The organism is Mangrovicoccus ximenensis (genome assembly GCF_003056725.1).
GTDB lineage: Bacteria > Pseudomonadota > Alphaproteobacteria > Rhodobacterales > Rhodobacteraceae > Mangrovicoccus > Mangrovicoccus ximenensis.
This window is the reverse complement of record NZ_QBKZ01000014.1, coordinates 38,699-61,358: the sequence shown is the minus strand read 5'-3', so window position 1 is coordinate 61,358 and position 22,660 is coordinate 38,699. Positions and strand designations below refer to the sequence as shown.

The window sequence follows — 22,660 nt, the reverse complement described above, 5'->3', positions numbered from 1 at the left end:
GCGAATGCAGGGGCAGTCAGGTGAAGTGTTTGAGGGAGATCGTCTTGATCCACGATTTGAAACGCCAGGGGCTGAGCGTCACCGCCATCGCGCTCAAGCTGGGCTGCGACCGCAAGACCGTGCGCAAGTACCTGAAGCAGGGCCTCGAAGCCCCGGTCCACAAGACCCGGGAGCCGGTCCAGAACCTGCTCGAGCCCTTCGAGGCCTATCTCCGGGACCGGGTCGGGCTGTTTCCCGACCTGTCCGGACGGCGCCTGCTGCGCGAGATCCGCGCGATGGGCTACAAGGGCAGCTACTCCACCCTGAAGCCCTTTCTGAGATCGGTCAGGCCGTCCCGTCGCACGCAGTTCGAACGCCGCTTCGAGACACCCCCGGGCAAGCAGGCACAGGTGGATTTCGCCGAGTTCACGGCGGAATTCACCGACGAGCCCGGCGTCGTCCGGCCTGCCCTGGCCTATGACGCCGTCCTCACCGTTGAGCGAAGGGTCAGCAAGGAGGGCATGGTCTCGGTCGGCGGCAATCTCTACTCGGTGCCCGACACCGCGCGGCGCCGCGTGCTCGAGGTCCAGCACCACACTGCCGAGATCCGCATCTTCGAGGACGGCCAGCTGATCGCCCGGCACCCGGTGCTCGAGGGCAAGGCGCTGCGCCGGGTCGATCCCGCCCATCGCAAGGCCCCGCCGCCGCGCCCTCCCCAGCAGATGCCGGTCCAGGGCCTGCGCCGCCCGCTGGACTTCTACGATGCCGTCGGCCGCCGCCTGGCTGCGGGCAGCCAGCCATGAGCGCGCTGCTCGACCGCATCCGCGGCGCCCTCGTCGGGCTGAAGATGCCGCGCGCGCTGGAGGCGCTCGACCACACCCTGCAGCAGCTGGAAAAGGGCGAGATCACCGCCGTCGAGGCGATCGACAGCCTGCTGAGCGAAGAATACGTCACACGCGAAGGCCGCCGCGTCGATGTCGCCCTGCGCACCGCCAAGCTGATGCCCATCAAGACTCTGGAAAGCTTCGACTTCTCGTTCCAGCCGTCGCTGGACCGGGAGCGGATTGCAGCGCTTGCCCAACTCGGCTTCATCCGCCGTTCGGAGGTGGTCCATTTCCTTGGCCCGCCAGGCATCGGGAAGAGCCACCTTGCGACGGCGCTTGGCGTGGCCGCGGTGAAGGCCGGGCGCACGGTCTATCGCGCCACGCTCGCCGAGCTGATCGAGGCTCTGTCCCAGGCCGAGCGGTCAGGCCGCCTGCCGGAAAAAATCCGGTTCCATGCCCGGGCCTCGCTGCTGATCGTCGACGAGATCGGCTACCTGCCGATCACCCAGGGCGGGGCCAACCTGTTCTTCCAGCTCGTGAATGCGCGCTACGAGAAGGGCGCGATGATCATGACCTCCAACCGCGGATTTGCAGAGTGGGGAGAGGTCTTCGGCGATCCGGTCGTCGCCACCGCGCTGCTCGACAGGCTTCTGCACCACGCGGTTGTCGTCCAGATCGAGGGCGCCAGCTACCGGCTGCGCGCCCATGCCGACCTGATACCGGAACATGTCCGCGCCAACGCCCCGATCACCCCGCCACCGCCGCCGAAGCGCCGAGGACGGCCGCCGAAAATCCGGAATGGAGCTGCCGATCACTGAAACCGGCTGATCGCCGGAACCGCCAAGTGGGGAATTCCAAATTGCCCTAACTGGGGAAAATTCAGTTGCCATTGACAGCATCCGCTCGACGCCGTTCGGCGGCGTGCCCGGACCAATGGCGCAAGCCGCCTCACTCGCCGGTCCGCTTGCGCCAGCGTGTCAGCGAGGACGGGCCGACCGGCGGGCGGTGCTGGCGTGAGGAGGATCAGAAAACAGTCCGGGGGACTGTTTTCCCGACGAACGTCCCGCCGGTGAAGTGCTGGTCGTACGGGTTCTCCACCCAGCGCGCCACGACGGCCTCGTCCGAAGGGTGATAGGCGTGCTGCAGGTACAGCAAGCCCGCCACCGGGCGCGGCGGCGCGGCCGCTCTTCGACGGGAAGAACCCGGATCACGCGCGCTCGAAGACCTCCCAGTCGATCAGCCGGCGAGCTTCGCCAGTTCGTGGCGCAGATCGATCATCTCGACCAGGCGCGGGCGCAGCAGGTCATTCTGCGGGCTTGCGCCGTGCCACTGGCACGACGGTCCCCCGAATTGTTCTGGCGGGCGGGACCGGTGCTTCATCGGGGGGCCGAAATTGCGGGGGTTCGGACTGAATCATGCCGGTCCGTGCAGGCCATGGCAAAGGAAACAGGACGAAATCCGCAGGATACCAATGCCATGAGACTTGTTCAGCGCGAACCATCGATGCGCCGGGGGACCGGAGGCCCCCTGACCGATCCCCGGAGCTGCGGCTGCGAGAGCATCGAGCAGGAACATGCCGACCCCGCCGCCCGGGTCAGCAATCCGCAAGGCCAGCCCGGGCGCGGCATGCCCCATCCCCCGGCACTGCCGGCGCCCCTGCCCGCCGGGCGTCGACGAGGCGCATCAGCCCCAGCCCGGCCAGGCCTGCGCCCAGCAGCGGCAGCGCGGCGGGCAGCGGCACCGCGGCGACATCCGAGGTCAGGACGGTGATGCTTGCGCTTGCGCGGCCCTTGTAGGCGATATCCGGCTCGACCCGGGTCCAGGTGCTGCGGTCCCAGACCTCGACATAGAGGTTGGCCTCGACAGGCAGGTCCATGCGGGTTCCGGCGGCGCTGCCGTTGATGGCGGCGATCTGCTCGGCCGTGAAGGACAGGTTCAGAATGGCTTCGGTCCAGACGCTGCCGCCCTCGTTCATCTCTCCGAAGAACAGGAAGCCGGCCTTTTCCAGCGTTCCGCCGGACAAGCTGTAGGACCGGCCGCTGGGCTCGAAATCGAGGTCGTCCAGCGTCAGCGTGATGGCGGGGAAGGGCGTGTCGACATAACCGATGATGCGCGGAAAGGCGCCTTCGGTGGTGGCGTCGAAGGACTCCATCGAGGACGGGAGGCTGTATTCGTATGTGGGATCAGCCGGGTCCGTGATCCAGAAATCCGAGAAGCTCACCGTGAAGGTGGCGGCGGCGGCGGGGCCGAAAGCGGCGAGTGCCGCAAGCGCGGCGCAGGCAAATGTCTTGATGAAGCTCATGTTTTCCATCCGAAAATTGCGGCAGGGTTGCTGAAACGGGTATTGGCACGCGCGGCTGCCCCTGTCCGGTTCAATTTCGGTGCAATCCGGTTCCGTTTCGGGGGCGGGCAGGGCTGCAGGCGGCGGAACGGGCGCTGGGGGCAAGGCTTCGGGCGGAAGCGGAAAGCCGTAGCTGGCGAGGGCGGCTCGGGCGCGGCCTTCGAACCGCTACCCGGTGTGGTCCCCTCGGTCCATGTACTCTCCGTTCGCTGTTGCCGTGCCCGGCACCGTGGACCGCATGGCGAAAGCTTGCCCGGCTCTGGCTGCTAGGCTCTGGGCCCATGGGGCGCTGTTGCGCAAATCAGCTGCCGACGGCAGTTCCCCTTTTGCCCGGACAGACTTTTCCCATTGCCACGGTGACCGGCATGCCGATGGCCGTGAAGCGGTTCATGAATGAGCGGCAAGCGCCATTGGTTCAAGCGTAGCCGCGAAAGCGCGGATCTGGACCTCGGCCACCTGGCGGTCGAAGTCGCGCGACATCAGCCGCTGCCCGAGCAGCTTCACGCAGTTCATCTTCGTTCCCACTCGGCTCCGGCGGTGGTACCCGCTCCAGTTCCGCCAGAGTGCCCGGCCGAGGTGCCTTGACGCGCGCAGGATCTCGTTGCGCGTCCTAGCTCCGGCCGTGTCCGGCTTCCATGGCCGCGCGTTGCGGCGGGGCGGAAGCGAGGAGGTTCAACAAAAGGTCCGGGGGACCTTTTGCCCGACGACCCGCTGCCGCACCACGTGCGGCGACGGCGTCGTGGGAGGCGCGGGTGTCGCAGGCGTCGCCAGCGGTGCTCGAACCGGCGGCGCATCCGCTGGCAACCCGGCCGTGACGGTGGAGATCTCCTCGTCCGCCGGGGTCCAAGCGGCACCGCGAATGCGCCGCTTCGAGCCGCCATGCTTGCGCCTGTGCCGTGCTGCGCGCTTTCGCGGCGCCACTGGCGCCACGGTCCCGTCTTGCTCTGCCGACGGGACAGGATGCTGAAGTCCGGAACGTCCCAGCAGAGCCCGGACAGCTCCAGCCGGCTCGCCATGAAGCCGAGCGCGGTCGCCCATCGGGCTCGGACCGGGGGCGCCGCGATGGGCAACTCACTCGGACAAATGGCGGCCAATGGCACGCCAGGGCGGAGCGGGAGCCCGAGGAGGATCTTGAGGGTGAGGCAGGCCTGGATCGCGGGGTCGCTGTACGCTTGCTGGCGGCCGCGGCGCCCGGACAGCGCCGCATCCCATTGCATCGAGGGATCGGAGCAGACGGTCAGCGATCCGCGCTGCTTCAGAGCCTCGCTCGCCGTGGCGCCCGGACCGCTGGCGCGCAGCGGCTCGCAGCCATGCCGGTTGACGGTCTTGCGGGCCGGTTTCGCCGGTCTGCTCATGCCAGCCCGCGACTACATTGGATTCACGATGTGAATCCCGGACCGTCTTTGTGCAACAAGGCCGATCGTACGCCCCAAAGGACCGGTGTCGGCATGCAGCTTCGAGTCCATGCCGCCCCTGGCCAGCCCGATCAGCCGTCCGCGCCCCCTTTTGACCCTGAGGCCGGACGCTGTCCGGCGGGACCTGGGGAAGGTCGCATCGATCATGACGGTCCCCGTGTCCCTGCCTTCGCAGGCCAGCCCGTCCATGATGCGGGCAAATCCGGCTCCGGGGAGCTAACGGTTGCAGAGGGTTTCCGGGGCTATCGCGGCGCCACGGTGCCCTTCACCTGTGCGGAGCATGCTCAGCGGGCGCGCCGCGCCAGCGCAAGCCGTTGCAATTGATGAAGGTTATGCCGCTGAGCCCGCGCCGACCAGCGGCTCCCGGCCGTCCGTGGGACTTGCGGAGCTTCGAGGACCAGCAAACAATCCGGGGACTGCTTGCCCGGCAAACGGACGCATCCGGTCCATCTGGGCCTCGCTCAGCCGGACCAGGCCTTTCATCATGCACCTCGAGAGGACGTCCGCAATCACGAGGACCCACGGAATTCAATGGGTCCTGACCTTGGGACGGCATCGAAGGAGGCCGCCGGGATCGTGACGTCCAGCCCGGTCCGGATGGTAGCGTAGCTGTCCGGGCAGCAGGTCCATCCCGAGGGCATCGCGGCGAGCCATGACGTGAGTCCGTCCCGGACATGGTGGCATGCCGGGAGGCTTCCGATCCAGGAGGCGCCGCCGCCGCGGATATCGGTCACGCTGCGGGTGCCGCCCTCGTCGGAAAGCCGCACCATGTCGTACTGGGCCCATCCGCAGGCGGAAAGTCCCGTTTCCCAATTGGCTCGCAGGCTGATGGCGAGCGGCGCTTCCAAGGGGGGGCAGGTCCGCAACCGCGAGGGTCGCAGAAGGCGCGATGTCATGCCGGGAAGCCTCTGTTTTTCAAGAAACTCAATTTGTGCAGTCCGTAGCCTGGGCTTTCGCCGGGCGGGAAAGCGGGACCTGCCGCGGCGACGCCATGTCCTTGCCGGGCTCAGAGCGGCAGGTTCGAGGCGGCGGCGCTGTCGAGGAGGCGGCGCAGCTGGGGATGCAGCAGCGCGCGCTCGGTCTCGGTCAGGAAGCTGCCCAGCTCCACCTCGCGCCCGTCTTCGCCGCCGGTCAGCGTGATGTAGTTGCGGTGCGCGCCGCGCGCGGGATGCAGGTGGACCGCCGCCCAGTAGGTATTGGCCTCCCAGCTTTTCTCGGGGCCGCGCGCCGGGCGGTGGCGCAGCCGGATGCGGTCGGTCCAGACCGACAGCTCCTCCTGGACATCCTTGTCGGCCCAGGAATGCTTCAGCGCCCACCACAAGAGCCCCAGCGCCCCCATCACGAACGGCAGCAGCACCCAGAAGACCTGCGAGCCCAGCACCGACAGCAGCGGCACCAGCGCGAAGGCGAACATCGCGCCGATCACCAGCACGAAGCCGCGGGCGGAGAGCGAGCTATGCGCCTTGAGTTCCAGCCGCGCCAGCGGCGGCTCGCCCCGCGCCAGGAAGGACGCGCCCGAGATCTCGGGGGCAGAGCCTGTTTCGTTCAACCACAGATAGGGCATTGGCCAGACAGCAGACATTCGGGCTGGAGGCCGTTCCGCCAGCCATGCCCGAGCTTAGCCGCGCCGCGGGCGTCTGGCAATTCCGGGAGGTGCGGCCGCCATGGGGATCACGATCGCAAGCCGGGCGCCTTGGCGGCGGAGCCGGCCCCGGGGGGCGTCCGCGCTTGCCCTACGGTTGGCGGACCCCATGCGGAAGGGAAGCGCGGTGTCCGGCGCGATCGCCTTTGGATTGCAAGAGGAGCGGGCGCCGGGCGGTGCCGCCGCTCCGGGGGAGCCGGGCGGCACGCTGAACCTGCGCGGCCAGGCCGGCGGGGCCGGGCGGGTGCTCGACTACAACTGGATGCCGACCGCCCATGGCGGTGCGCCGGGGGCCGAGTTCCCGGGCACGATGTTCCGCTTCGTGAACCAGGACGGCTGGGATGCCGAAAGCCCCGGCGCGGGCGGCGCGGGCGGATCCTCCATCAATTCCGACAGCGATTACCGCGGCGGCCATGGCGCGGCCGGGCTGATCATCCTCATCCCCTATTTCTGAACAGGAGGCATCCATGCCAATCACGCCACGCGCCGTGACGGTCACCGTCAACGGCCCCGCGGGCGCGCTCGAGGGCGTCGCGTACCGCTTCATCCTGCGCGGGCTCGGCCTGACCGGCGACGGCAACCTGGTGACCAACCCGCCGGGCTATGTCACCGGCACCAGCTCGGCCTCCGGGCTGGTCGAGGTCGAGCTCTGGCCGAATGACGAGGGCAGCGCCCCGACCTATTACGAGGTGCAGGAATTCCAGACCAGGTCGACCGGCAAGCAGGCCTGGGAAACCATCGGCGCGCTGCTGGTGCCGTCCTCTGGCGCCGCGACGATCGACGTGATGCTCGTCGGCCAGCTGCCGCCCAATACCGGCCCCCATGTCCTGCTGACCGAAGCGCAGTTCGATGCCCTCGACGCGGCCACGCTCAAGAAGACGGACATCTCGAGCCAGTTCAACGAGAGCAGTTCCTGGCATCTCTTCGAGGATGGCATGCTGGTCTGCACCAGGCAGGTGGTGATCGGCAACCCTCTGGCAGCGGGGATCGGCGACCACGCGAACCCCTACCGCTCGGCGCCGCAGGGGGCGTCCTGGGCGCGGCCCTTCGCGGAGCCGCCGACGATTTCGTTTGCCGTCGCCGACGCCTCTGACATTCCGCATGGCGCCCAGGTCTCCAGCGTGACGGCGACGGGCTATACCGGCCTTCGCTCGGTGCGCCTCAATGCGAGCGCCACGCCGTCGACGCCGGTGATCCACATCACCGCGCGCGGCCCGGCAGCCTGAGGCGGGCCGATGGCGGGCATGCCGACGCAGTACCGCGGCACGGACTGGCTGCTGTCGGACGTGAAAGTGCCGACCGGCTGGACGGCGAGCTGCAGCGTCACCGATCCGCGGTCCGGCCGGAGCTGGACTGCAGAGGTGACGGACAGCGTGTCTGATCTCTGGGAGTTCCGCTTCGCGCCCGAGGTCACCGCAGGGTGGCCGCTCGGGGTGATGATCTCGGTCGTCACCTCCACGGACGGGGCCTCGGTGGCCCTGGCCGATCCAATCCATTTCTTCGTGAGGGATGCGGCATGACCGACATGCGCTTCGGCGGCGGGCAGAAGGGTGACCCGGGGCAGGGCGTCACCGAGCTGGTGAACGTCAAGCGGGCAGCCAAGGGGCTGCCCGGAATCACCGATGACGAGCTCTACGAGCAGATCGTCAATCCAGCGCTGACGGAGGAGGCGCAGGGCATCCTTGCCGGGGCCGAGACGGCCAGGGGCGCGGCAGAAGCCGCGCAGGGGGCTGCCGAGGCGGCCCGCGGCCAGGCGGAGGGCTATGCGCTCAATGCGCAGGACGTGTCCCGCATCGCACCGAGCTGGGCGAACCTGCTGACGCTGGCCGGAACCGTCGACGGCGAGGCGGCCTCGGTCGAGCCGACCGACACCGGCTCGCACCAGCAGGCCTCGGGAACCGGTTATGACGGCGCGTCCGTGCCGAATGCCGGGCAGTACCGCTGGATCTCTTCGATGGGGCGCTGGAGCCGGGTCTCCGACGCGAAAAGCGTGCTGTTCGCGCGGGGTGTCGAGGGCCGGATCCGCCTCGGCACGACCGCCGACGTGCCGGGCTATGCCTCGGGCGAGCGCTACGGCATCACGGTCTCGAAGATGCCGCAGGGGACGCAGCTCGTCTCGCTGGTGTTCCATGCGGCCAGCACCGTCTCCGTGCCCGTTCTGGTCATCACCGATGGCGCCGGCACGATCACGACGCAGCTGATCGGTCCGAACGGCGGCCAGATTCCCTTCGGCATCCTGGCGAATGTGCGCTACGAGATCGACCTCGGCACCGGCACCAGCCGGGTTTACGAGCCGGGCAACGGCGCGCGGTCCGCGATCGACGGGGTGCAGGCCGCGGTGGCTGCGGAAACCTCCGCGCGCCAGGCGGCCGTGAACGATCTCGCCCGCCGCTCCGTCCTGTCCTACTCGGCCACGACCGGCGGCACCTCGTCTGCCTACACCCTGACGTCGACGCTTGCGCCGGAGGGCAACCAGCTCGTCTTCTTCATCCCGCATGCGGACAGCTCCGCCAGCTACCCGACCCTGACCGTCACGGTCGGCGGCACGGCCTATCCGACCAGCATCGGCGCGCGCGACGGCACCCCGCTGCGCGTCCCGCTGAAGGCGGGTCGGATCTACGCGCTGCGCTGGGGGACCGGCGTCTCCCGCCTGATCAACGACACCGAGGACGCGGTGCTCGACGATATCGAGGCGCTGCAAGGTGCGGTCGCGGCGCTGCAGACGGGCGGTGCGTCGGCAGAGACGCTGGTGAATCCGGATCTCGGTAAGATCGCGCAGGTCGGCCTGCCGGTGCCCGGCAACCAGGAGAGCGATGCGCCGCTCGCGGTCGGCAATCTGCGCCCGTTCCAGTGGCAGCCGCTATGGCGCCCGGCGTCTCTGGTCCTGTCGGGTGCGCCGGGCGTCGTGGACCTGTCGCACGTCCGGCCGGGCACCGAGGGCTACATCCTGGCAAATCCGGGCGACAGGATCCTGGCCGGGGCAGGCCGCAATTTCGCCGGCCGCAGCGAGGCGGCCGGGGTGCAATCCGGCAGCGTCACCGCCGGGGCGGGCGGCAACAGCCTGTTCAAGGTGGTGGACTTCTCGGGCAATCGCTTCCTCGTGCAGGAGGCTGGTCCGGCGCCGAGCTATGGCGCGGAAACGATTGGCCATGACCGGATGTTCATCCTGGGCGGCCAGTCGAACGGCTTCCGCGACGAGGAGGAATACGGCATCGGCGGCTTCAGCTACGGGCTGGCCAAGGAGCTGGCGTCGAACCAGGACATCAGCGTGCAATTCGTCAACGGCGCGACCGGCGGAACGGCCATCGACCGCCGCTCGGTCACAGGCGGCTCGACGGCATATTGGTGGGATGTCGGGGCCAATGGAGGGACGGGCGGGCCCGGCCCGGTGCTCGACACCTACATGGCGGAGGTCGCGGCCGCCGCGGCGGCCTCCGGGCTTGCGCCGGACTGGACCTTCTGGACGCAGGGCGAAAGCGACGCCGGGGCGCTCGACAGCGGCGCGCTGACCACGGCCGAGATGCAGGCGACGATCCTGGCGGTGTTCGGCTACATCCGGGCCACCTATCCGGCGATGCAGTTCATCTGCAATTTCGTCGGGTCGCACGACGTCACGAGCCAGGCAGGCATCAATGCGGCGCGGGTGGCCTATCTTCGCGTTGTCGAGTCCGAGAGCTACTGCCACCGCGGCGCCGAGGCCTATGACCTGCCGCGCCGCCAGCAGGACATCCATTGGATGGGCAAGGCCTATGCGATCCGCGGCGCGCGCCAGGCGCTGATCTGGGCCAATGCGGCGCTGGGGCAGTCCAATGCAACCGGCCCGGTGGTCACGGCGGCGACGCGCATCGACGCGACGACGGTGCGCCTCTCCGTCTCCGGCGGGCCGGTCTACTGCCCGCTGCCGGTCGTCCATGGGCCGCAGCCCTGCGGTCTCTACGCGCTGGCGGGGGGCGCTGATCCGGCGGCCGAGCCGATCCCGCTGACCTCCTGCTACCTGGATGGCGGTCTGCTCTATGTGACCAGCGAGACCGACCTGGCCGGGTGCCAGATCGGCGGCCCCTATGGCTGGGCGCCGGGCGCGCGCGGCGGGCTCTGGATCCGGGACTACAACCGCGACGAGTTCCACGACTGGGCGGGCAACCCGCTCGGGACGTTCCTGGTCGACGTGGTCTGAGCCATGGCCATGATCGAACGCAACGACGAGGGCGGGCTCCGGCTGAACGGCACGCTGCCGATCCTGACCCTGGTCGGCATGCTGGCGGCGGGCATCGTCTTCGCGGTGCAGACCAGCGAGCAGACTGCGCGCAATGCCGCCGATATCGAGCGGCTGGAGCTGGCGATCGCGGTCACGAACACCGATGTCCGCGAGCTGCGGGCGGCCCTCCAGGCCGGGCAGCTGACGATTGCCCGCGTAACCCAGCGGCTCGACGGCATGGACCAGACCCTGGCCGCCATCCTGATCGAGCTGCGCGAGGTCCGCAAAGGCCTCTCGGACGGCAACTGACCCACATCCAACGGAGATTTCCGATGCTTGAACCTCTCGCCTTCTGGAAGGCGCGGAGCAGCTGGCTGCTGCTTTTCGCTGCCCTTTCCTCCGCCTTCGGCCTCGAAATCGACGCCGCCTATGCCGACCTGGCCGCGCAGGGCGTCTCGGTCATCCTGGCCGGTCTCGCCCTGCGCGAGCGGGCCAATCCGAAGCGCGCGATCCGGCTGACCGACGCCGAGGTGCAGGGCGCGCTGCTGACCGCCGCCACCTCGCTGCCGGTGCGCGAGAAGCTCGGCGCGCTGGCGCGGGGGCTGCTGAAATGATCCCGATCCCCCGCGAAGTCGTCGCCTGGGCGCAGCGCCAGCTCGGCGAGACCGATGATGGGATGATCGGCCCGGACACCCATGGCGCGCTGATGGGCTGGGCCTATGGCCGCGAGGCGGACCTGCCGGACTTCTGGCCCGACCTGCCGGCCGAACGGTTGATGGCCTGCTTCCTGCAGGCCGAGGCGCGCGATGCCGGGCGCGACCCGGGGCCAGTGGACGGCTGGTGGGGGGCACGGACTGAGCACGCCATCGGCATCGTCATGGGCGCGGTGCATCCGGGCTGGCGCGACCTGGTCGACGCCGCGCAGCCCGAGCGCCGACCGGCTATGGCGGCGCGCCCGGCGGCCTGTTCCCTGGCACTTCGTTCCGCTTCCTGGAGCAGGACGGCTGGGATGCCTACAGCCCGGGCGCTGGCGGCGCCGGGGCGGTGGCGGCCAGCTCCGACAGCGACTGGCGCGGCGGCCACGGGGCCGACGGCTTCATCCGGATCCGGCCGTTTTTCTGACCACCTGAACCACGGAGGCCTGATCTCTTGGCCATGATCGAACGCAACGACGAGGGCGGGCTCCGGCTGAACGGCACGGTGCCGATCCTGACACTGGTTGGCATGCTGGCGGCGGGCATCGTCTTCGCGGTGCAGACCAGCGAGCAGACCGCGCGCAATGCGGCCGACATCGAGCGGCTCGAGCTGGCGATCGCGGTCACGAACACCGATGTCCGCGAGCTGCGGGCCGGGCTGCAGGCCGGGCAGCTGACGATTGCCCGCGTCACCCAGCGGCTCGACGGCATGGACCAGACCCTGGCCGCCATCCTGATCGAGCTGCGCGAGGTCCGCAAAGGCCTCTCGGACGGCAACTGACCCATATCCAAACGGAGAATTCCGATGCTTGAACCTCTCGCCTTCTGGAAGGCGCGGAGCAGCTGGCTGCTGCTTTGCGCTGCCCTGTCCTCCGCCTTCGGCCTCGAAATCGACGCCGACTATGCCGACCTGGCCGCGCAGGGCGTCTCGGTCATCCTGGCCGGTCTCGCCCTGCGCGAGCGGGCCAATCCGAAGCGCGCGATCCGGCTGGCCGACGCCGAGGTGCAGGGCGCGCTGCTGACCGCCGCCACCTCGCTGCCTGTGCGCGAGAAGCTCGGCGCGCTGGCCCGGGGGCTGCTCAAATGATCGCCATCCCTCGCGATGTCGTCGCCCGCATGCGAGATGTTGCGCAGATCTGCGGCCGCGGCGGGCTGCCCGGATTTGGGGAAGTGATTGAGCACGTTCGATATATTGTGAAACCAGCAGCGTTGATGACGGGTGCCGGGAAAGACTTCGTCCATCGCTTTCCAGAACCCCAAGGCACCGTCTCCCACGGCCAGTTCCGGAGCGGCCGCCAAGCCCCGGGCCTTGAGAGCGACCAGCAGTTCGCGTCCCGCTGACCGGCAGGGGTTTGCCTGCAAACCCCGGGAGGGGGCTCTGGGCGCTTTCCCGGACCCCGACCTGGAAGCCCACCAGTTCCTTCTTTCCCTCAGGCGTCGCGCCGAGAACGACCAGCATGCATTCGGCCACCGGCTCCATTCTGGCCTGTAGGTAGATGCCGTCCGCCCAGATGCAGACATGGCGCCGGGCGGACAGGTCCCGCCGCTGCCAGCGGTCATGCGCCTCCTGCCCGCCCGCCGCGAGCCGCGTGACCGCGCCCGGCGACAGGTTCGGCGCATCCGTCCCGGGCAGCGCGCCGAGCGCCTCCTGAAGTGAGGACAGGACTGCCATTGGTTCGAAGGAATGTCCGAACGCCGGTGGAAACGCCGCGCAGGTAGAGCACCGGCAGCAGAGCATCCAGGCTGCGCGACCGCCGCGCCCATCGCGGCAGGATGTTCGAGGTGAAGCGGATCTTCTTCTCGTCGGGCACGCCGCACGCCCGATCGCGGACCTTCTGGCGTTGCACCGCGCTCGGACCGCTCCCGGTCTGGATGTCGCGTTCGGGGCCGACGCCATGGCGCACCACGCGCTGGCGGCCGTCGGGCAGCCGCTCTCCGGCAAACTGGGCGACGAAACTCGCCGCCTCAGCCTTCAGGGCGGCCGCGAGCATCTGGCGCGCTCCCTCGCGGGCAATTTCGGTCAGCGGATCGAGGATGGTTCCGGGCTGGCGGAGCGCGGTGATCGTGGTATCTTCGGTCCTAGGCGTATCGTTCCTTTTGGAAGTTCTGGCAGGCTTCAGCACCCGCCACGATACGCCGCCTTCTCAGGCCCCATCACCCATTTTCAGCCATAGCTCCTGCACGCAGTATTTGGCCACCAGCTCGGCGACCGTCGTATCTCCTCTGATCGCCACCAAGACCACTTTAGCATTGAACTCGGCGCTGTAGTTCTTCCGTTTGCCAGCCACGCTGTCAGTCCGCGTACTCGTTGTCGGCAAGCTTAGTCGGATGTCCGGATTTTGTTGAGCGCATCAACACATACCAATGTGTAAAATTCACCGGGCCGTGCATCCCTCCAGTGTTGTACCGTACCGGCAGGATCGTCGATGAGCCAAGCGGGACTCTGCGGAATGCTCTCTTCGACTTGCAGAACAACGAGAGAGGCACGGAACAACCGCTTGTGACTGCGCAAACGGATACGACCGGTGAGATATGGCGTCATGGAGTTTTCTCCTTCCGGTTGATTCTTGCGCTGACTGGCGACAGTTGTCACGTGTGCTTCTCGGATATGCGCGGCCGTTGCGAGGCGTGCCCGGGCACTTTCGTTGTTAAAAGACTTTCAACGCTGACGATCTGGTAATCGCCCAGTTCCGCCTCGTTCAGCGCCGCCGTCGCCTCGTCACTCGGACCAATGGCGTTCCTCGGCGACTGTCGTCCGACGTCCAGCCTTCGACATTTGCGTCGGCTTCGGGCATCAGCTTGCCCTTCGCCCGCGCCTCCGCGCGCCATTTCGCGAGCGTCGCCCGCGAGATCCCCTCTTCAACCGCCAGCCGGTTCAAGGCATTCGCCATGCTCGCTCGGACCAGTGGCGCGACATGGCTCATTGTTCGGCGGCAGCATCTTCGCGAGAACCGCCGCCTTTCGTTCCGGTGAGTACGCCACTCGTCATCCTGTCCTGCCCGCCTCGCTGCATAGTTTCAGATCGAAGGACGGTGACAAAAACCCTGCACGAGGGGCCGAGTTTCTTGGTCGGCTCCGTTATGGACGCGGGTAAGGATCGACATGACCGCCGCAATGGCCGCATAGTGAATACCGCCCCAGTCCGGGATCCGGGGGCAAGCTCAAACGCGACGCGACCGTCGTCCCGGGGAATCTCAGTAATGGGGGGATTTATCGCCGTAGCTTCTGGTGATCAGCTCATGCAGCAGCCGCCAGTGCGGACCCTGCTGCCGCCGCTGCGCCGCCCAGACCAGCGCACGGCCCCGGCGACCGGATGTCGCCCAATGCGGGTAGCGCAGGAAATAGGGGCTGCCCAGGGTGAAGTCCTGCGGCAGCATCCGCACTGTCAGATCCTGCTTCCAGAACACGTAGGGCAATGACAGCTGGTCGCGACCGCTGCCTTCTGACATCAGCTTCCACCACAGTTCCATTGCTGTAATCACGTCGGGCTGCATGTGACGGCGCGCAAGAACGGCGGTATGAATCAACCCCCGGTCATCGGGAAACCCGTCGGCGAAATAGCCCGCAACCTCGCCTTCGACCTTGTTCAGCGCCTTTGCGCGCCCGGACGCCAGAATGGTCTTCGCCTCTGCGGCCACGGTATCTCGATCCGAATGGGCAAAGACGATCATGTTCTCGGGGCCGCCGAACACATCCTCGAAGAACGGTGTCAGCGAACTGGTAAGAGAGATGTTCGAGTCGACCCAGAGGGCTTCGTCATATTCAGGAATCACCTTGTGCGGCATGGACTTGTGAAACCGGGCGAGCAGCGTCGGCGAGAGTCCCTCGGGCGCCATGAGCGGCCGGGTCGTCCAGCCCTTCACGCGTCCTTCCTCCGGGCGATCCGTGAACAGAACGTAGTCGACACCCGGCACGGGATCGACCGGCGGAATGAGCCTGTCATAGCCATTGGTGAGACATGTGTAGACAACGCGTCGCGGGGAAGCCGCCATGGTCCTGATCCTTACTCTCGTATTGGAATGCGGGAAGATCATTCCAATATATACAAAATTACTCTGTCGATTCTATGCAGCCGGGCCCGGCGGTGGTTTTCAATGGGGTTGTCACCGCTGTCTATTTTCAGGCTGCGCATTCTCCCGGTCGGGGCCACCGCCGCCTGCTTCCCTGGCGAGCGCGTCGGCAGCCCCATGGCCTCGCGGCATCTCATCGGGCTGTTCGGGGTTGAGCCAGACGGAGCCGATCGGGGTCCAGCAGCGCGTGCCGCCTGACCAGCGCTCGGGCCGCGCCGCCCGGGCCAGCTCGTAGACTTGGCGGCGCTTTTGCAGGAGAGCTCGTTCTTCGCCACGGTGACGCTGTTCGGGCGTCACGAAACGGATCGCGCTGTGGCGGTGCTCGCGGTTGTACCAGGCGACGAAGCTCTGGACCCAGGTCCGCGCGGCCTCGATGTCGGCAAAGCCGCGCGGCGGCCAGCCGGGCCGGTACTTGCAGGTCCGGAACAGCGCCTCGGAGAAGGGATTGTCATTGCTCACCCGCGGCCGGCTGAAGGAGGCCGTTATCCCGAGCCGGTCCATCGTCGCCTTCATCGTCGCGCCTTTCATCGGGCTTCCGTTGATGCCCTTCTAAGAGTCAAGCCTTCGACATGGGCGTCTGCCTCGGGCAGCAGCTTGCCCTTCGCCCGCGCTTCCGCCAGCACCTCCTGCGGGCCATGGATGCGCTGATCGACCATGCTGACGCCGTCGAGGACGCCCTGGCAAAGCAGATGCGGCCGCTGGTCGATCGTGACCTGGCGGTCGTCTTCCATGACCTGACCACCGTCCGCATCCACGGCGAGGGGCGCGCCGGGGACGACCTGCGCGGGTTCGGAATGAACAAGGAAACCGGCGGGATTGCCCGGCAGTTCGTGCTCGGCGCCGTGCAGCCGGCCGAGGGCCTGCCGCTGCTTCACACCGTCCACCCCGGCAACATGGCGGAGACGAAGACGCTGCAGGGCATGTTGCAGACGGTGCTCCAGCGCGTTCCTGTCCAGCGCGTGGTTCCGGTCGCCGGCCGGGGCCTCCTGAGCCAGGAGAACATCGGCGAGCTGACCGCGCTGGCCGACCGGGACGGCCGCAAGCTGGAGTTCATCCTGGCCGTGCCCGCCCGGCGCGACGCCGAGCTGGCCGAAACATTCCAATCGCTTGCCTTCGACGCTGACGGCCTGGCCGAGGCGGAATTCGCCGGGCACCGGCTGATCGTCGCCCATGATCCGGCGCGCGCCCTCGAGCAGTCGGACCGCCGCCGCGCGCGCATCCGCGAACTCGAGGAGATGGCCGAACGGCTGGCCGGAAAGCTCGACCAGCAAGATGCCGGGCGGACGGCCCGCGGCCGCCGTGCCTCTGATCGCGGGACGTACAGCCGTTTCGCCAAGGCGGTTGCCGAAGCCGAGCTGACCCGCTTCATCAAGCCCGACCTGCAGGCGGACCTGTTCAGCTGGAGCCTCGACGAAGCCGCGATCGCTCGCGCCGAGCTCTTCGACGGCAAGCTGGCGCTGCTGGCCAATGTCGCCGCTGTTCCGTCACCGGGACCGAGCGGCTGCGCCCGGCCGCCCTCCAGCACTGCCGGGCCGGTGCCGGTCGCTGCCGCGATATCGTCGGAGGGCGTACCGTCGTTCTGGATCAGGAAGAAGCCGAGCCGCCCGCCCTCGCTGCCGAGCTGCGGGTTGCCGCCGCCTGCTGCCGCGCTGGCCCAGCTGCTCTGCCACAGGACCGAGCCGGTTCCGTCCCCGGCGGAGGAGGATCCGACCGTGCCCGCCGAGACCAGCGCGTCGATGCTGTAGCTATAATAGGGCAGGAGCCCGTTCGCCGCGTCGCCAAAGGCCAGCTCGCCGAGGGATATTCCCCGGGCCTGCTCTTCCAGGTAGAGCCTGTAGTCCACCGCACCGACCGTGGCCGAGATCGAGGAGATCTGCCGTCCGCCTTCCGTGGCGAGCCCGAAATCCAGCTGCAGGATCCGGCTGTCGGCACCATCGCCGGTGATCGTGCCGGGGGCGGCGGTGCCGAGGCCGGAAATGTCGACCATCGGTGCGGCCGGGTGGACCACCATGACCGGTGATGCGGTGAGGCCGGAAAGGTCTGCCGTTTCCTCGAACAGGCCGGTCCAGGAGCTTGCCGGCAGGAAGGACCGGATCGCGCCCGGCCGGGCCAGCTGGGGCAGCTGGCCGGTGAAGCCGGGCGAGGTGAAGGCAGCTTGCAGGCCCGCGCCGACATGGAACATGTCGACGAGGCTGGCCCCGGGCTGGAAGCCGATCGCGAAGCCCCCGTCCGGCGTTCCCGAGACCAGCCCGTCGAGATCGCCCGCGGCATAGACAAGGCGGTCGCCCGCAGCCGGAAGGATGAACTGCTCCAGCGTATGCGGCACGATGATGGCCTCGCTGTCGGAGTTCGTCTCGAAATTGTTGTATGTCCCGAACAGCGTGAAGACCCGATCGGGATCGGTGCCGTAGGTTCCGGATCCGGCCGGGTCGGCAATGCCTGCTTCGATCAGCATGAAGCTGTCCCTTTCCCGGCTGCCGCCGCTGGAGAAGGGGCCCCCGAAATCAAGCATGTAGCCGGCCAGGGCCGCGTCGTCCGCGAAGGGGAAAATTTCGGGATCCGGCGGAGGATCTTCAGGGTCGAGGTCGAATGGCGCGATGACGCTGCGGATCGAGGCGATCCGGAAGATGTTTGCCGAGCCGGTGCTGGTCCCCAGGCTGGTCGTCGCTGCGACGGCCCTGCGGGACACGATGGCGCCGCCGACAGATTCGAAGGGGATCTGGCTGCCGAGCGCCATTGCCGGAGCGCTGGACCCCTGCAGGTAGTAGCCCGGTGTCCCGTAGTTCCAAAGATAGGGGGAGGCCGGGGACAGGATCGCCGAGGTCCCGGCCGCGGCCAGGCCTCCCCATCCCGCGGGCGCCGAGACCTGGGCGACCGGTCCCGACGCGATCCTGCGCAGGAAGTAGCCGGGCACGTCGACGGCGTCGCCCTCCCGGTAGGATGACGGGAAGAACAGGTCTGGCTCGGCGAGGAAGCTGTAGCCCTCCGCCAAAGCATCGGTTTCGGCCGTGGCGGCTTCGGGCAGCTCGCAGGGATCCCAGGCCTCGCCGAATGCCTGGATCCGGGACGGCGCGTTCCACATGCTTGCGTCGGAGATCGAGGTTGGCGAGGTGGCGACCGGGGAGATTTCCGCTTCGGCATAGCCGCCGAGGCTGGCGATGCCGAAGCTGGTGTATCCGCTGTCGAAATTTGCCAGCAGGTCGGGGGTTTCGCGGACCGCCTGGGCAATGGGCGCGCCACGGGGATCTAACACGGCGCGGGCGGGGCCGGCGGCCGCAGGCCCGGCGCAGCCTGCCGGATCGCCTGAGCTGTCCGCCGCGGATCTTAAAGCAATGCCGAAAGGCTCCAACTTCGCATCCGGGGAACCGATGCACCGCTTACCTGCGTCACGGGATCCCCGACGGATCGGCGGCACATGTCGACCGGAATTGGAGGGCGGAGCCGCGTTTGGCGGTGTGGCCCGCGGTTCCGGCTGCCGGAGTCCCGTCGCCGCGGCGCAGGAAGTTCTGCGCCGCGCTCGTTTGGCCGCGCGGGCAATCGATGCTTTTCAAAGGGTTGCGGTGCTTCGGAGCGGTTCCGGTCACGCAGATGCCTTCTTGAGGTCGGGCTGGGAGGCATGGGGGACGTGCTCGCCGTGGGGATGCTGACCTCGTGCTTCGTTCAGTCTTTTTTGTTCTCTTTCTCCATCGCGGTGCGACTTGAGAGAGACGAAAATGGTCGCGGCTAGAACGGTAAACTTGAACAGGCCGAGGACTATGGGAACCCAGATCATTGTTTGCTTCCTTACTTCTTGTTTCAGCGCCCGTCGAGGGAAGCGCTGCCTTATGCGCGGCAGCGGTGGGAGCGCGCGAGCCAGCCAACCGTGCGCGCGGTTTCTTCAAGCACCGCCATCAATGCGCGTCGGGTGCTGGCTACGTAACCGTGTCGGTGTGATCCTGAGTTTCTCCACTTCGCGGACAAGCTCGTATAACTGCGCGGCTAGGCATGGGTTCAGTGCACCTCGAGAAGTCGCATGCTGAACTCGCGACGCCTTTGCGTGTCACCCTTCCTCCGCGATTGCATACTGGTTTTGATTTGGCATGCAGGAACATGCGGGCCACTTGAGAGAAACATGGTTTCGAGCTTCGCCGCATTGTCCGCTTGGCGGCTGCGCCCTCCGGATGCGCCCGGACGTGGCGTGCCGCCGCCAGGACACCACCGGCCGGACGGAGGTAAGGCGCTGACATGAAGATGATGGCATCCGCTATGCGGTGGATCGAAACGACAATACGCGCAGGCTTGAACAAGAAGATGACAATCGCCCAGACTTCCTTGGCAAGCGTGTTTTCCATGATTGCCAACGTGTAGGTGCGCCCCTTGCGTTCAGAGATGTTGCCTGTCCCGGCGATCGCCGCAATTCTGCCATCCATGCAGCAAGTTCCTTTCAGGTCGGCGGTCCCCGGCCGGTCAGGACCGGCACTTGCCATCAGCTCTTCAAGATGACTGGCATCATTGTGCCGGTAGATGACGTGGCCGAGCGCAGACCGGCAGAGCTCTTCTGTCATGCAATTGCGGCCAGGGGCACCCGAGCCCGAGGAAAACGGATTTCTGCACGATAGGCTCAAGCTCCGCGAAGGCCTTGCAGCGGTCGCCGACTTCGGCTTGGAAAGCAAGGTCCGAAAGCTATCATCGTTGCGCACCATGATGCCCCGCCTGTGTCACGCCTTTCATGGGCTGGCGCGGTTGCCGTTGCCATGCATTTGAGGCTTCCGTAAATTATTTTGTCTCATCATTCAAGATAAATGAATGCATACAATTTAAATATTGTCTGCAGTTGGGGGCGAAAAGCGCTAGGAATTTTTCGACAAGCGACAGGGGTCTGGAGTGCGCCCCTGTGGGTGGGCCAAGCGGGCCGGCCTCTTACACCAAGCGATGGGACACGATCCATTCCGGATCGCTTCGGTCCTTCAGGCACGCTGCCGCCAGTCGTCACCGCCGACGGGACCAGTGCTTTGGCGCAGGAATTCCCGGAAATCGGTATCCGGCATAGGTCTTGCGAAGTGGAAGCCCTGTCCGATCATGCATCCGGCATCACGGACGAATTCGAGCTGATCCGGAGTTTCGATCCCTTCCGCGGTTACGGCGATGCCGAAGCTGCTGCAAAGCGTGCAGATTGCCTCGATGATGGTCGCCGCGCTGGTATCCGAGGGGAGGCCCCGGACAAAGGCTGCGTCGATTTTGACGCGGTCGAACGGAAAGGCGCGCAGATAGCGCAGAGATGAGTAGCCCGTGCCGAAATCGTCCAGCGCGATGCTGATGCCGTGATCGCGCAGGGCATGGAGCGAGGAAAGGGTCTTGCCGGTGTCCTGGAGCAGGACGCCCTCCGTGATTTCGAGTTCCAGCCTGTGCGGGTCCAGCCCGGATTCGGCGATCGCCGCCATGACCTCGGCAGCAATGTCGCCGTCATGAATCTGCTGCGGCGACAAGTTGACCGAGACCTTGATGTCACCGGGCCACTCCGCAGCAGCCCGGCAGGCCATGCCGAGGACCTTGGCACCGATCGGCCTGATGAGGCGAAGCTCTTCGGCCAGCGGAATGAACTCGGCCGGCGGCATCTCGCCCCGAAGCGGGTGATGCCAGCGCAGGAGGGCTTCCGCTCCGCAGATGTGGCCTGTCGCAAGGTCGCAGAGCGGCTGGTAGGCTACAGTGAAGGCGTCGGCTTCCAGAGCTGCCCGCAATGCTTGTTCAAGTTCGTGAAGAGCCTGTTGCCGGTCGTTCATCGACGGATCGAACACCCGGCAATGTCCTTTGCCTGCCTCCTTGACCGCGTAGAGCGCCAGATCGGCATTGCGCTGTATCTCATCCGCCGTGTCGCCTTGAAGCGGCGCCACGGCTATTCCGACGCTGCCGCCGATCTGCACGTGATGGCCGTCGATGTCGAAGGGGCTGACCAGCTGCTCGATGATGCGGTCGCCGAGAGCCAGGGCATCTGCCGGCTGGCTCCGGCCCCGGTTGATGACCGCGAACTCGTCGCCGCCGAGGCGTGCCACCACGTCGCCTTCCCCGGCAGCCCAGGTCAGGCGATTGGCCACCTGGCGCAGGAGGCCGTCCCCGACAGGATGGCCAAGCGTGTCGTTGACATGCTTGAACCGGTCGAGGTCGATGAACATGATCGCGACCGGAAGGTCCGGGCTGGCTGCTTCCAGAGCGCTCTCGATTGTTTCGCGGAAGCACAGGCGGTTGGGCAGCCCGGTCAGCGGATCGTGCCGTGCAAGGCGGCGTATGCGGTCCTCGGCATCCACCCGGTCGGTAACGTCTTCGCAAATCATCATCCAGCCGCCGGGCGTCGGTTCCAGCATGACCGAGACGCTGCGCCCGTCGGGCAGCCGGACGATAGACGCGGCGGGCTTGCCTGCATCGATCATGCCCAAGATCGTGTCGGCGAAAGTCTGGGCCTCTCCTGCCATGTTCAACTCGGCGATCGCGCCGAGAACGCTGGTCTTCGGCGACCCTTCGCGCAGCAGTCCTGCGGGACAGTGCCAGATCTTCTCGAAGGCCCGGTTCCAAATGACCAGTTCCGCTGCGCTGTCGAACATGCACAGGCCCAAGGGCATGTTCCGGACCGTTGAACTGAGCCGATCGCGTTCTTGGTCGAGATCGGCCGCCAGCTGCCGGGTTTCCATCATGGTGTCACGGAAGGCCTCGGCTGCCTGGGCGAGAACGCCGATCTCGTCGCGTCGGCCAGAAAGATCGGGAATGCGGGTTTCGTCCAGGCCGCGGGTGAGCTGGCGCATCGCCGCGCTGATTCTGAGGAGCGGCTGGCTGACCGAACGGGAGGTCCATGCAATGGCCAGGGCGGTCGCGGCCAGCCCGGTTGCCAGCACGGCGAGCGTGAGCCGCCGGGCCCGTGCATGTTCGGCAGTGACGGCCATCGCCATGCGGTCGGTCTCTCCGCGGGTGGCCGCGACGAGCTGTTCCAGCGATCGGAACAGGGTCTCGACCAACTCCCTGGTTTCGCCGTCCAGCTTCGACTGGGCGCGCCGCAGGCTGCCCTGTTCGGTCAGCTCCAGTACGCTGGAGAAGCTATCGAGGTAGCTCTGCCATTGCGTCTCGATGTCTGCAATCAGGCTGATGTCGGTACCGCCTGACAGATCGGCCTTCAGCAAGCCGAGCTTTGAATCAAACGCTTCCTCGGCCGTGCGCATCGTGGCTGCCATCGAAGCCACCTGGCGGAAATCCGTCGTCTGCACGCGACGCTTCGCCAGAAGAGAATGCGTGGTCAGCGCGCTGGAGATGTCGTTGACTGCCAGGACCCGGGGAAGCGCAACATCATGCAAGTCCCGCGCGGCGTCTCCGATCATTCCGATCTGGCGCAGGCTGAACAGGCCGGAACTGCCAAGCAGCAGGAGGAAGAGCGCGAAGGCGAGGCCCAGCCGTGTCCGGATGCTGGCGGGCCCGAATCCGCCGGAGCCGCCGATCGGCGGGGCCTCGCTTTCCCGATGATGCCCGCCTTTGCCCAT

21 protein-coding genes and 6 pseudogenes are annotated in these 22,660 nt (G+C 67.2%); 14 read left to right on the top strand and 13 right to left on the bottom strand.

Features of this window, described 5'->3' with window-relative positions:
• The first annotated feature begins 20 nt into the window (after positions 1 to 20).
• Together C7T91_RS14445 and istB are read left to right on the top strand one after the other, a co-directional pair.
• Positions 21 to 782, top strand: coding sequence for a Mu transposase domain-containing protein (locus tag C7T91_RS14445; protein ID WP_108260090.1), 762 nt, complete (start codon positions 21 to 23; stop codon positions 780 to 782).
• Positions 779 to 1,621: an IS21-like element helper ATPase IstB gene (gene istB, locus C7T91_RS14440; RefSeq protein WP_108259862.1), complete on the top strand. Its 843-nt coding sequence runs from the start codon at positions 779 to 781 to the stop codon at positions 1,619 to 1,621. The genes C7T91_RS14445 and istB overlap by 4 nt, the downstream gene beginning before the upstream one ends.
• Before the next feature lie 133 nt (positions 1,622 to 1,754).
• Here istB and C7T91_RS14435 read toward each other — a convergent pair.
• The 5 genes and pseudogenes from C7T91_RS14435 to C7T91_RS14410 all read right to left on the bottom strand — a co-directional run.
• A pseudogene (locus C7T91_RS14435) lies at positions 1,755 to 2,183 on the bottom strand (hypothetical protein); the annotation flags it as partial.
• A gap of 214 nt (positions 2,184 to 2,397) precedes the next feature.
• Positions 2,398 to 3,105, bottom strand: a complete 708-nt coding sequence (locus tag C7T91_RS14430) for a hypothetical protein (RefSeq protein ID WP_108259861.1) — start codon at positions 3,103 to 3,105, stop codon at positions 2,398 to 2,400.
• A gap of 340 nt (positions 3,106 to 3,445) precedes the next feature.
• Positions 3,446 to 4,499, bottom strand: a pseudogene (locus tag C7T91_RS14425) (transposase).
• Between the two features lie 569 nt (positions 4,500 to 5,068).
• Positions 5,069 to 5,329, bottom strand: a complete 261-nt coding sequence (locus tag C7T91_RS14415) for a hypothetical protein (protein WP_108259859.1) — start codon at positions 5,327 to 5,329, stop codon at positions 5,069 to 5,071.
• A 236-nt stretch (positions 5,330 to 5,565) separates the two neighbouring features.
• Entirely contained in the window at positions 5,566 to 6,141 is a 576-nt protein-coding gene (locus C7T91_RS14410) for a DUF2244 domain-containing protein (RefSeq protein WP_236638243.1), read from the bottom strand.
• A gap of 169 nt (positions 6,142 to 6,310) precedes the next feature.
• Here C7T91_RS14410 and C7T91_RS14405 point away from each other — a divergent pair, with 169 nt between their 5' ends.
• From C7T91_RS14405 to C7T91_RS33565, 9 genes are read left to right on the top strand one after another with little or no spacing between them, the layout of a single operon-like run.
• Positions 6,311 to 6,655 (top strand): hypothetical protein, encoded by a 345-nt coding sequence (locus C7T91_RS14405; RefSeq protein ID WP_108259857.1) that lies wholly within the window; start codon positions 6,311 to 6,313, stop codon positions 6,653 to 6,655.
• Between the two features lie 13 nt (positions 6,656 to 6,668).
• Positions 6,669 to 7,427, top strand: a complete 759-nt coding sequence (locus C7T91_RS14400; RefSeq protein WP_108259856.1) for a hypothetical protein — start codon at positions 6,669 to 6,671, stop codon at positions 7,425 to 7,427.
• Positions 7,428 to 7,436: 9 nt separating this feature from the next.
• Positions 7,437 to 7,721 (top strand): hypothetical protein, encoded by a 285-nt coding sequence (locus tag C7T91_RS14395; RefSeq protein WP_108259855.1) that lies wholly within the window; start codon positions 7,437 to 7,439, stop codon positions 7,719 to 7,721.
• Complete coding sequence (locus C7T91_RS14390; protein WP_108259854.1) at positions 7,718 to 10,375, top strand: hypothetical protein; 2,658 nt, start codon at positions 7,718 to 7,720, stop codon at positions 10,373 to 10,375. The genes C7T91_RS14395 and C7T91_RS14390 overlap by 4 nt, the downstream gene beginning before the upstream one ends.
• A gap of 9 nt (positions 10,376 to 10,384) precedes the next feature.
• Positions 10,385 to 10,705 (top strand): hypothetical protein, encoded by a 321-nt coding sequence (locus C7T91_RS14385; RefSeq protein ID WP_145962887.1) that lies wholly within the window; start codon positions 10,385 to 10,387, stop codon positions 10,703 to 10,705.
• A gap of 23 nt (positions 10,706 to 10,728) precedes the next feature.
• Positions 10,729 to 11,010, top strand: coding sequence for a hypothetical protein (locus C7T91_RS14380; RefSeq protein WP_108259852.1), 282 nt, complete (start codon positions 10,729 to 10,731; stop codon positions 11,008 to 11,010).
• Positions 11,007 to 11,555, top strand: coding sequence for a hypothetical protein (locus C7T91_RS14375; protein WP_108259851.1), 549 nt, complete (start codon positions 11,007 to 11,009; stop codon positions 11,553 to 11,555). Before C7T91_RS14380 ends, C7T91_RS14375 begins: the two co-directional genes overlap by 4 nt.
• Entirely contained in the window at positions 11,552 to 11,872 is a 321-nt protein-coding gene (locus C7T91_RS14370) for a hypothetical protein (protein ID WP_108259850.1), read from the top strand. The genes C7T91_RS14375 and C7T91_RS14370 overlap by 4 nt, the downstream gene beginning before the upstream one ends.
• Before the next feature lie 24 nt (positions 11,873 to 11,896).
• Positions 11,897 to 12,178 carry a hypothetical protein gene (locus C7T91_RS33565; protein ID WP_201742129.1) on the top strand — a complete coding sequence of 94 codons (282 nt, stop codon included), beginning with the start codon at positions 11,897 to 11,899 and terminating at the stop codon, positions 12,176 to 12,178.
• 26 nt (positions 12,179 to 12,204) lie between these two features.
• On the opposite strand, the pseudogene C7T91_RS14365 reads toward C7T91_RS33565, so the two are convergent.
• From C7T91_RS14365 to C7T91_RS14355, 5 genes and pseudogenes are all read right to left on the bottom strand, one after another.
• Positions 12,205 to 13,211: pseudogene (locus C7T91_RS14365) on the bottom strand (IS256 family transposase); the annotation flags it as partial.
• A gap of 54 nt (positions 13,212 to 13,265) precedes the next feature.
• Positions 13,266 to 13,379, bottom strand: a pseudogene (locus C7T91_RS32600) (IS3 family transposase); the annotation flags it as partial.
• A gap of 411 nt (positions 13,380 to 13,790) precedes the next feature.
• Entirely contained in the window at positions 13,791 to 13,982 is a 192-nt protein-coding gene (locus tag C7T91_RS35795) for a hypothetical protein (protein ID WP_145962886.1), read from the bottom strand.
• Between the two features lie 303 nt (positions 13,983 to 14,285).
• On the bottom strand, positions 14,286 to 15,083 hold the full coding sequence (locus C7T91_RS14360) for a glycosyltransferase domain-containing protein (RefSeq protein WP_161555910.1): 798 nt from the start codon (positions 15,081 to 15,083) through the stop codon (positions 14,286 to 14,288).
• A gap of 210 nt (positions 15,084 to 15,293) precedes the next feature.
• Positions 15,294 to 15,701, bottom strand: a pseudogene (locus C7T91_RS14355) (integrase core domain-containing protein); the annotation flags it as partial.
• A gap of 77 nt (positions 15,702 to 15,778) precedes the next feature.
• Between C7T91_RS14355 and C7T91_RS14350 the strand changes: the two are divergent.
• The 3 genes and pseudogenes from C7T91_RS14350 to C7T91_RS32595 form a co-directional block, all read left to right on the top strand.
• Positions 15,779 to 16,630: pseudogene (locus C7T91_RS14350) on the top strand (IS1634 family transposase); the annotation flags it as partial.
• Between the two features lie 384 nt (positions 16,631 to 17,014).
• The gene (locus C7T91_RS14345; RefSeq protein ID WP_108259847.1) at positions 17,015 to 17,434 is read left to right on the top strand and encodes a PH domain-containing protein; all 420 of its coding nucleotides are present in this window, start codon (positions 17,015 to 17,017) and stop codon (positions 17,432 to 17,434) included.
• Positions 17,435 to 17,758: 324 nt separating this feature from the next.
• On the top strand, positions 17,759 to 17,926 hold the full coding sequence (locus tag C7T91_RS32595; RefSeq protein ID WP_161555909.1) for a hypothetical protein: 168 nt from the start codon (positions 17,759 to 17,761) through the stop codon (positions 17,924 to 17,926).
• 815 nt (positions 17,927 to 18,741) lie between these two features.
• Here the strand turns inward: C7T91_RS32595 and C7T91_RS14340 are convergent.
• The 3 genes from C7T91_RS14340 to C7T91_RS14335 all read right to left on the bottom strand — a co-directional run bounded on the left by C7T91_RS14340 (position 18,742) and on the right by C7T91_RS14335 (position 22,660).
• Positions 18,742 to 18,933: a hypothetical protein gene (locus C7T91_RS14340; RefSeq protein WP_108259846.1), complete on the bottom strand. Its 192-nt coding sequence runs from the start codon at positions 18,931 to 18,933 to the stop codon at positions 18,742 to 18,744.
• Between the two features lie 139 nt (positions 18,934 to 19,072).
• Positions 19,073 to 19,705 (bottom strand): PLP-dependent aminotransferase family protein, encoded by a 633-nt coding sequence (locus tag C7T91_RS31625; RefSeq protein ID WP_145962885.1) that lies wholly within the window; start codon positions 19,703 to 19,705, stop codon positions 19,073 to 19,075.
• 402 nt (positions 19,706 to 20,107) lie between these two features.
• Positions 20,108 to 22,660 (bottom strand): EAL domain-containing protein, encoded by a 2,553-nt coding sequence (locus C7T91_RS14335; RefSeq protein ID WP_108259845.1) that lies wholly within the window; start codon positions 22,658 to 22,660, stop codon positions 20,108 to 20,110.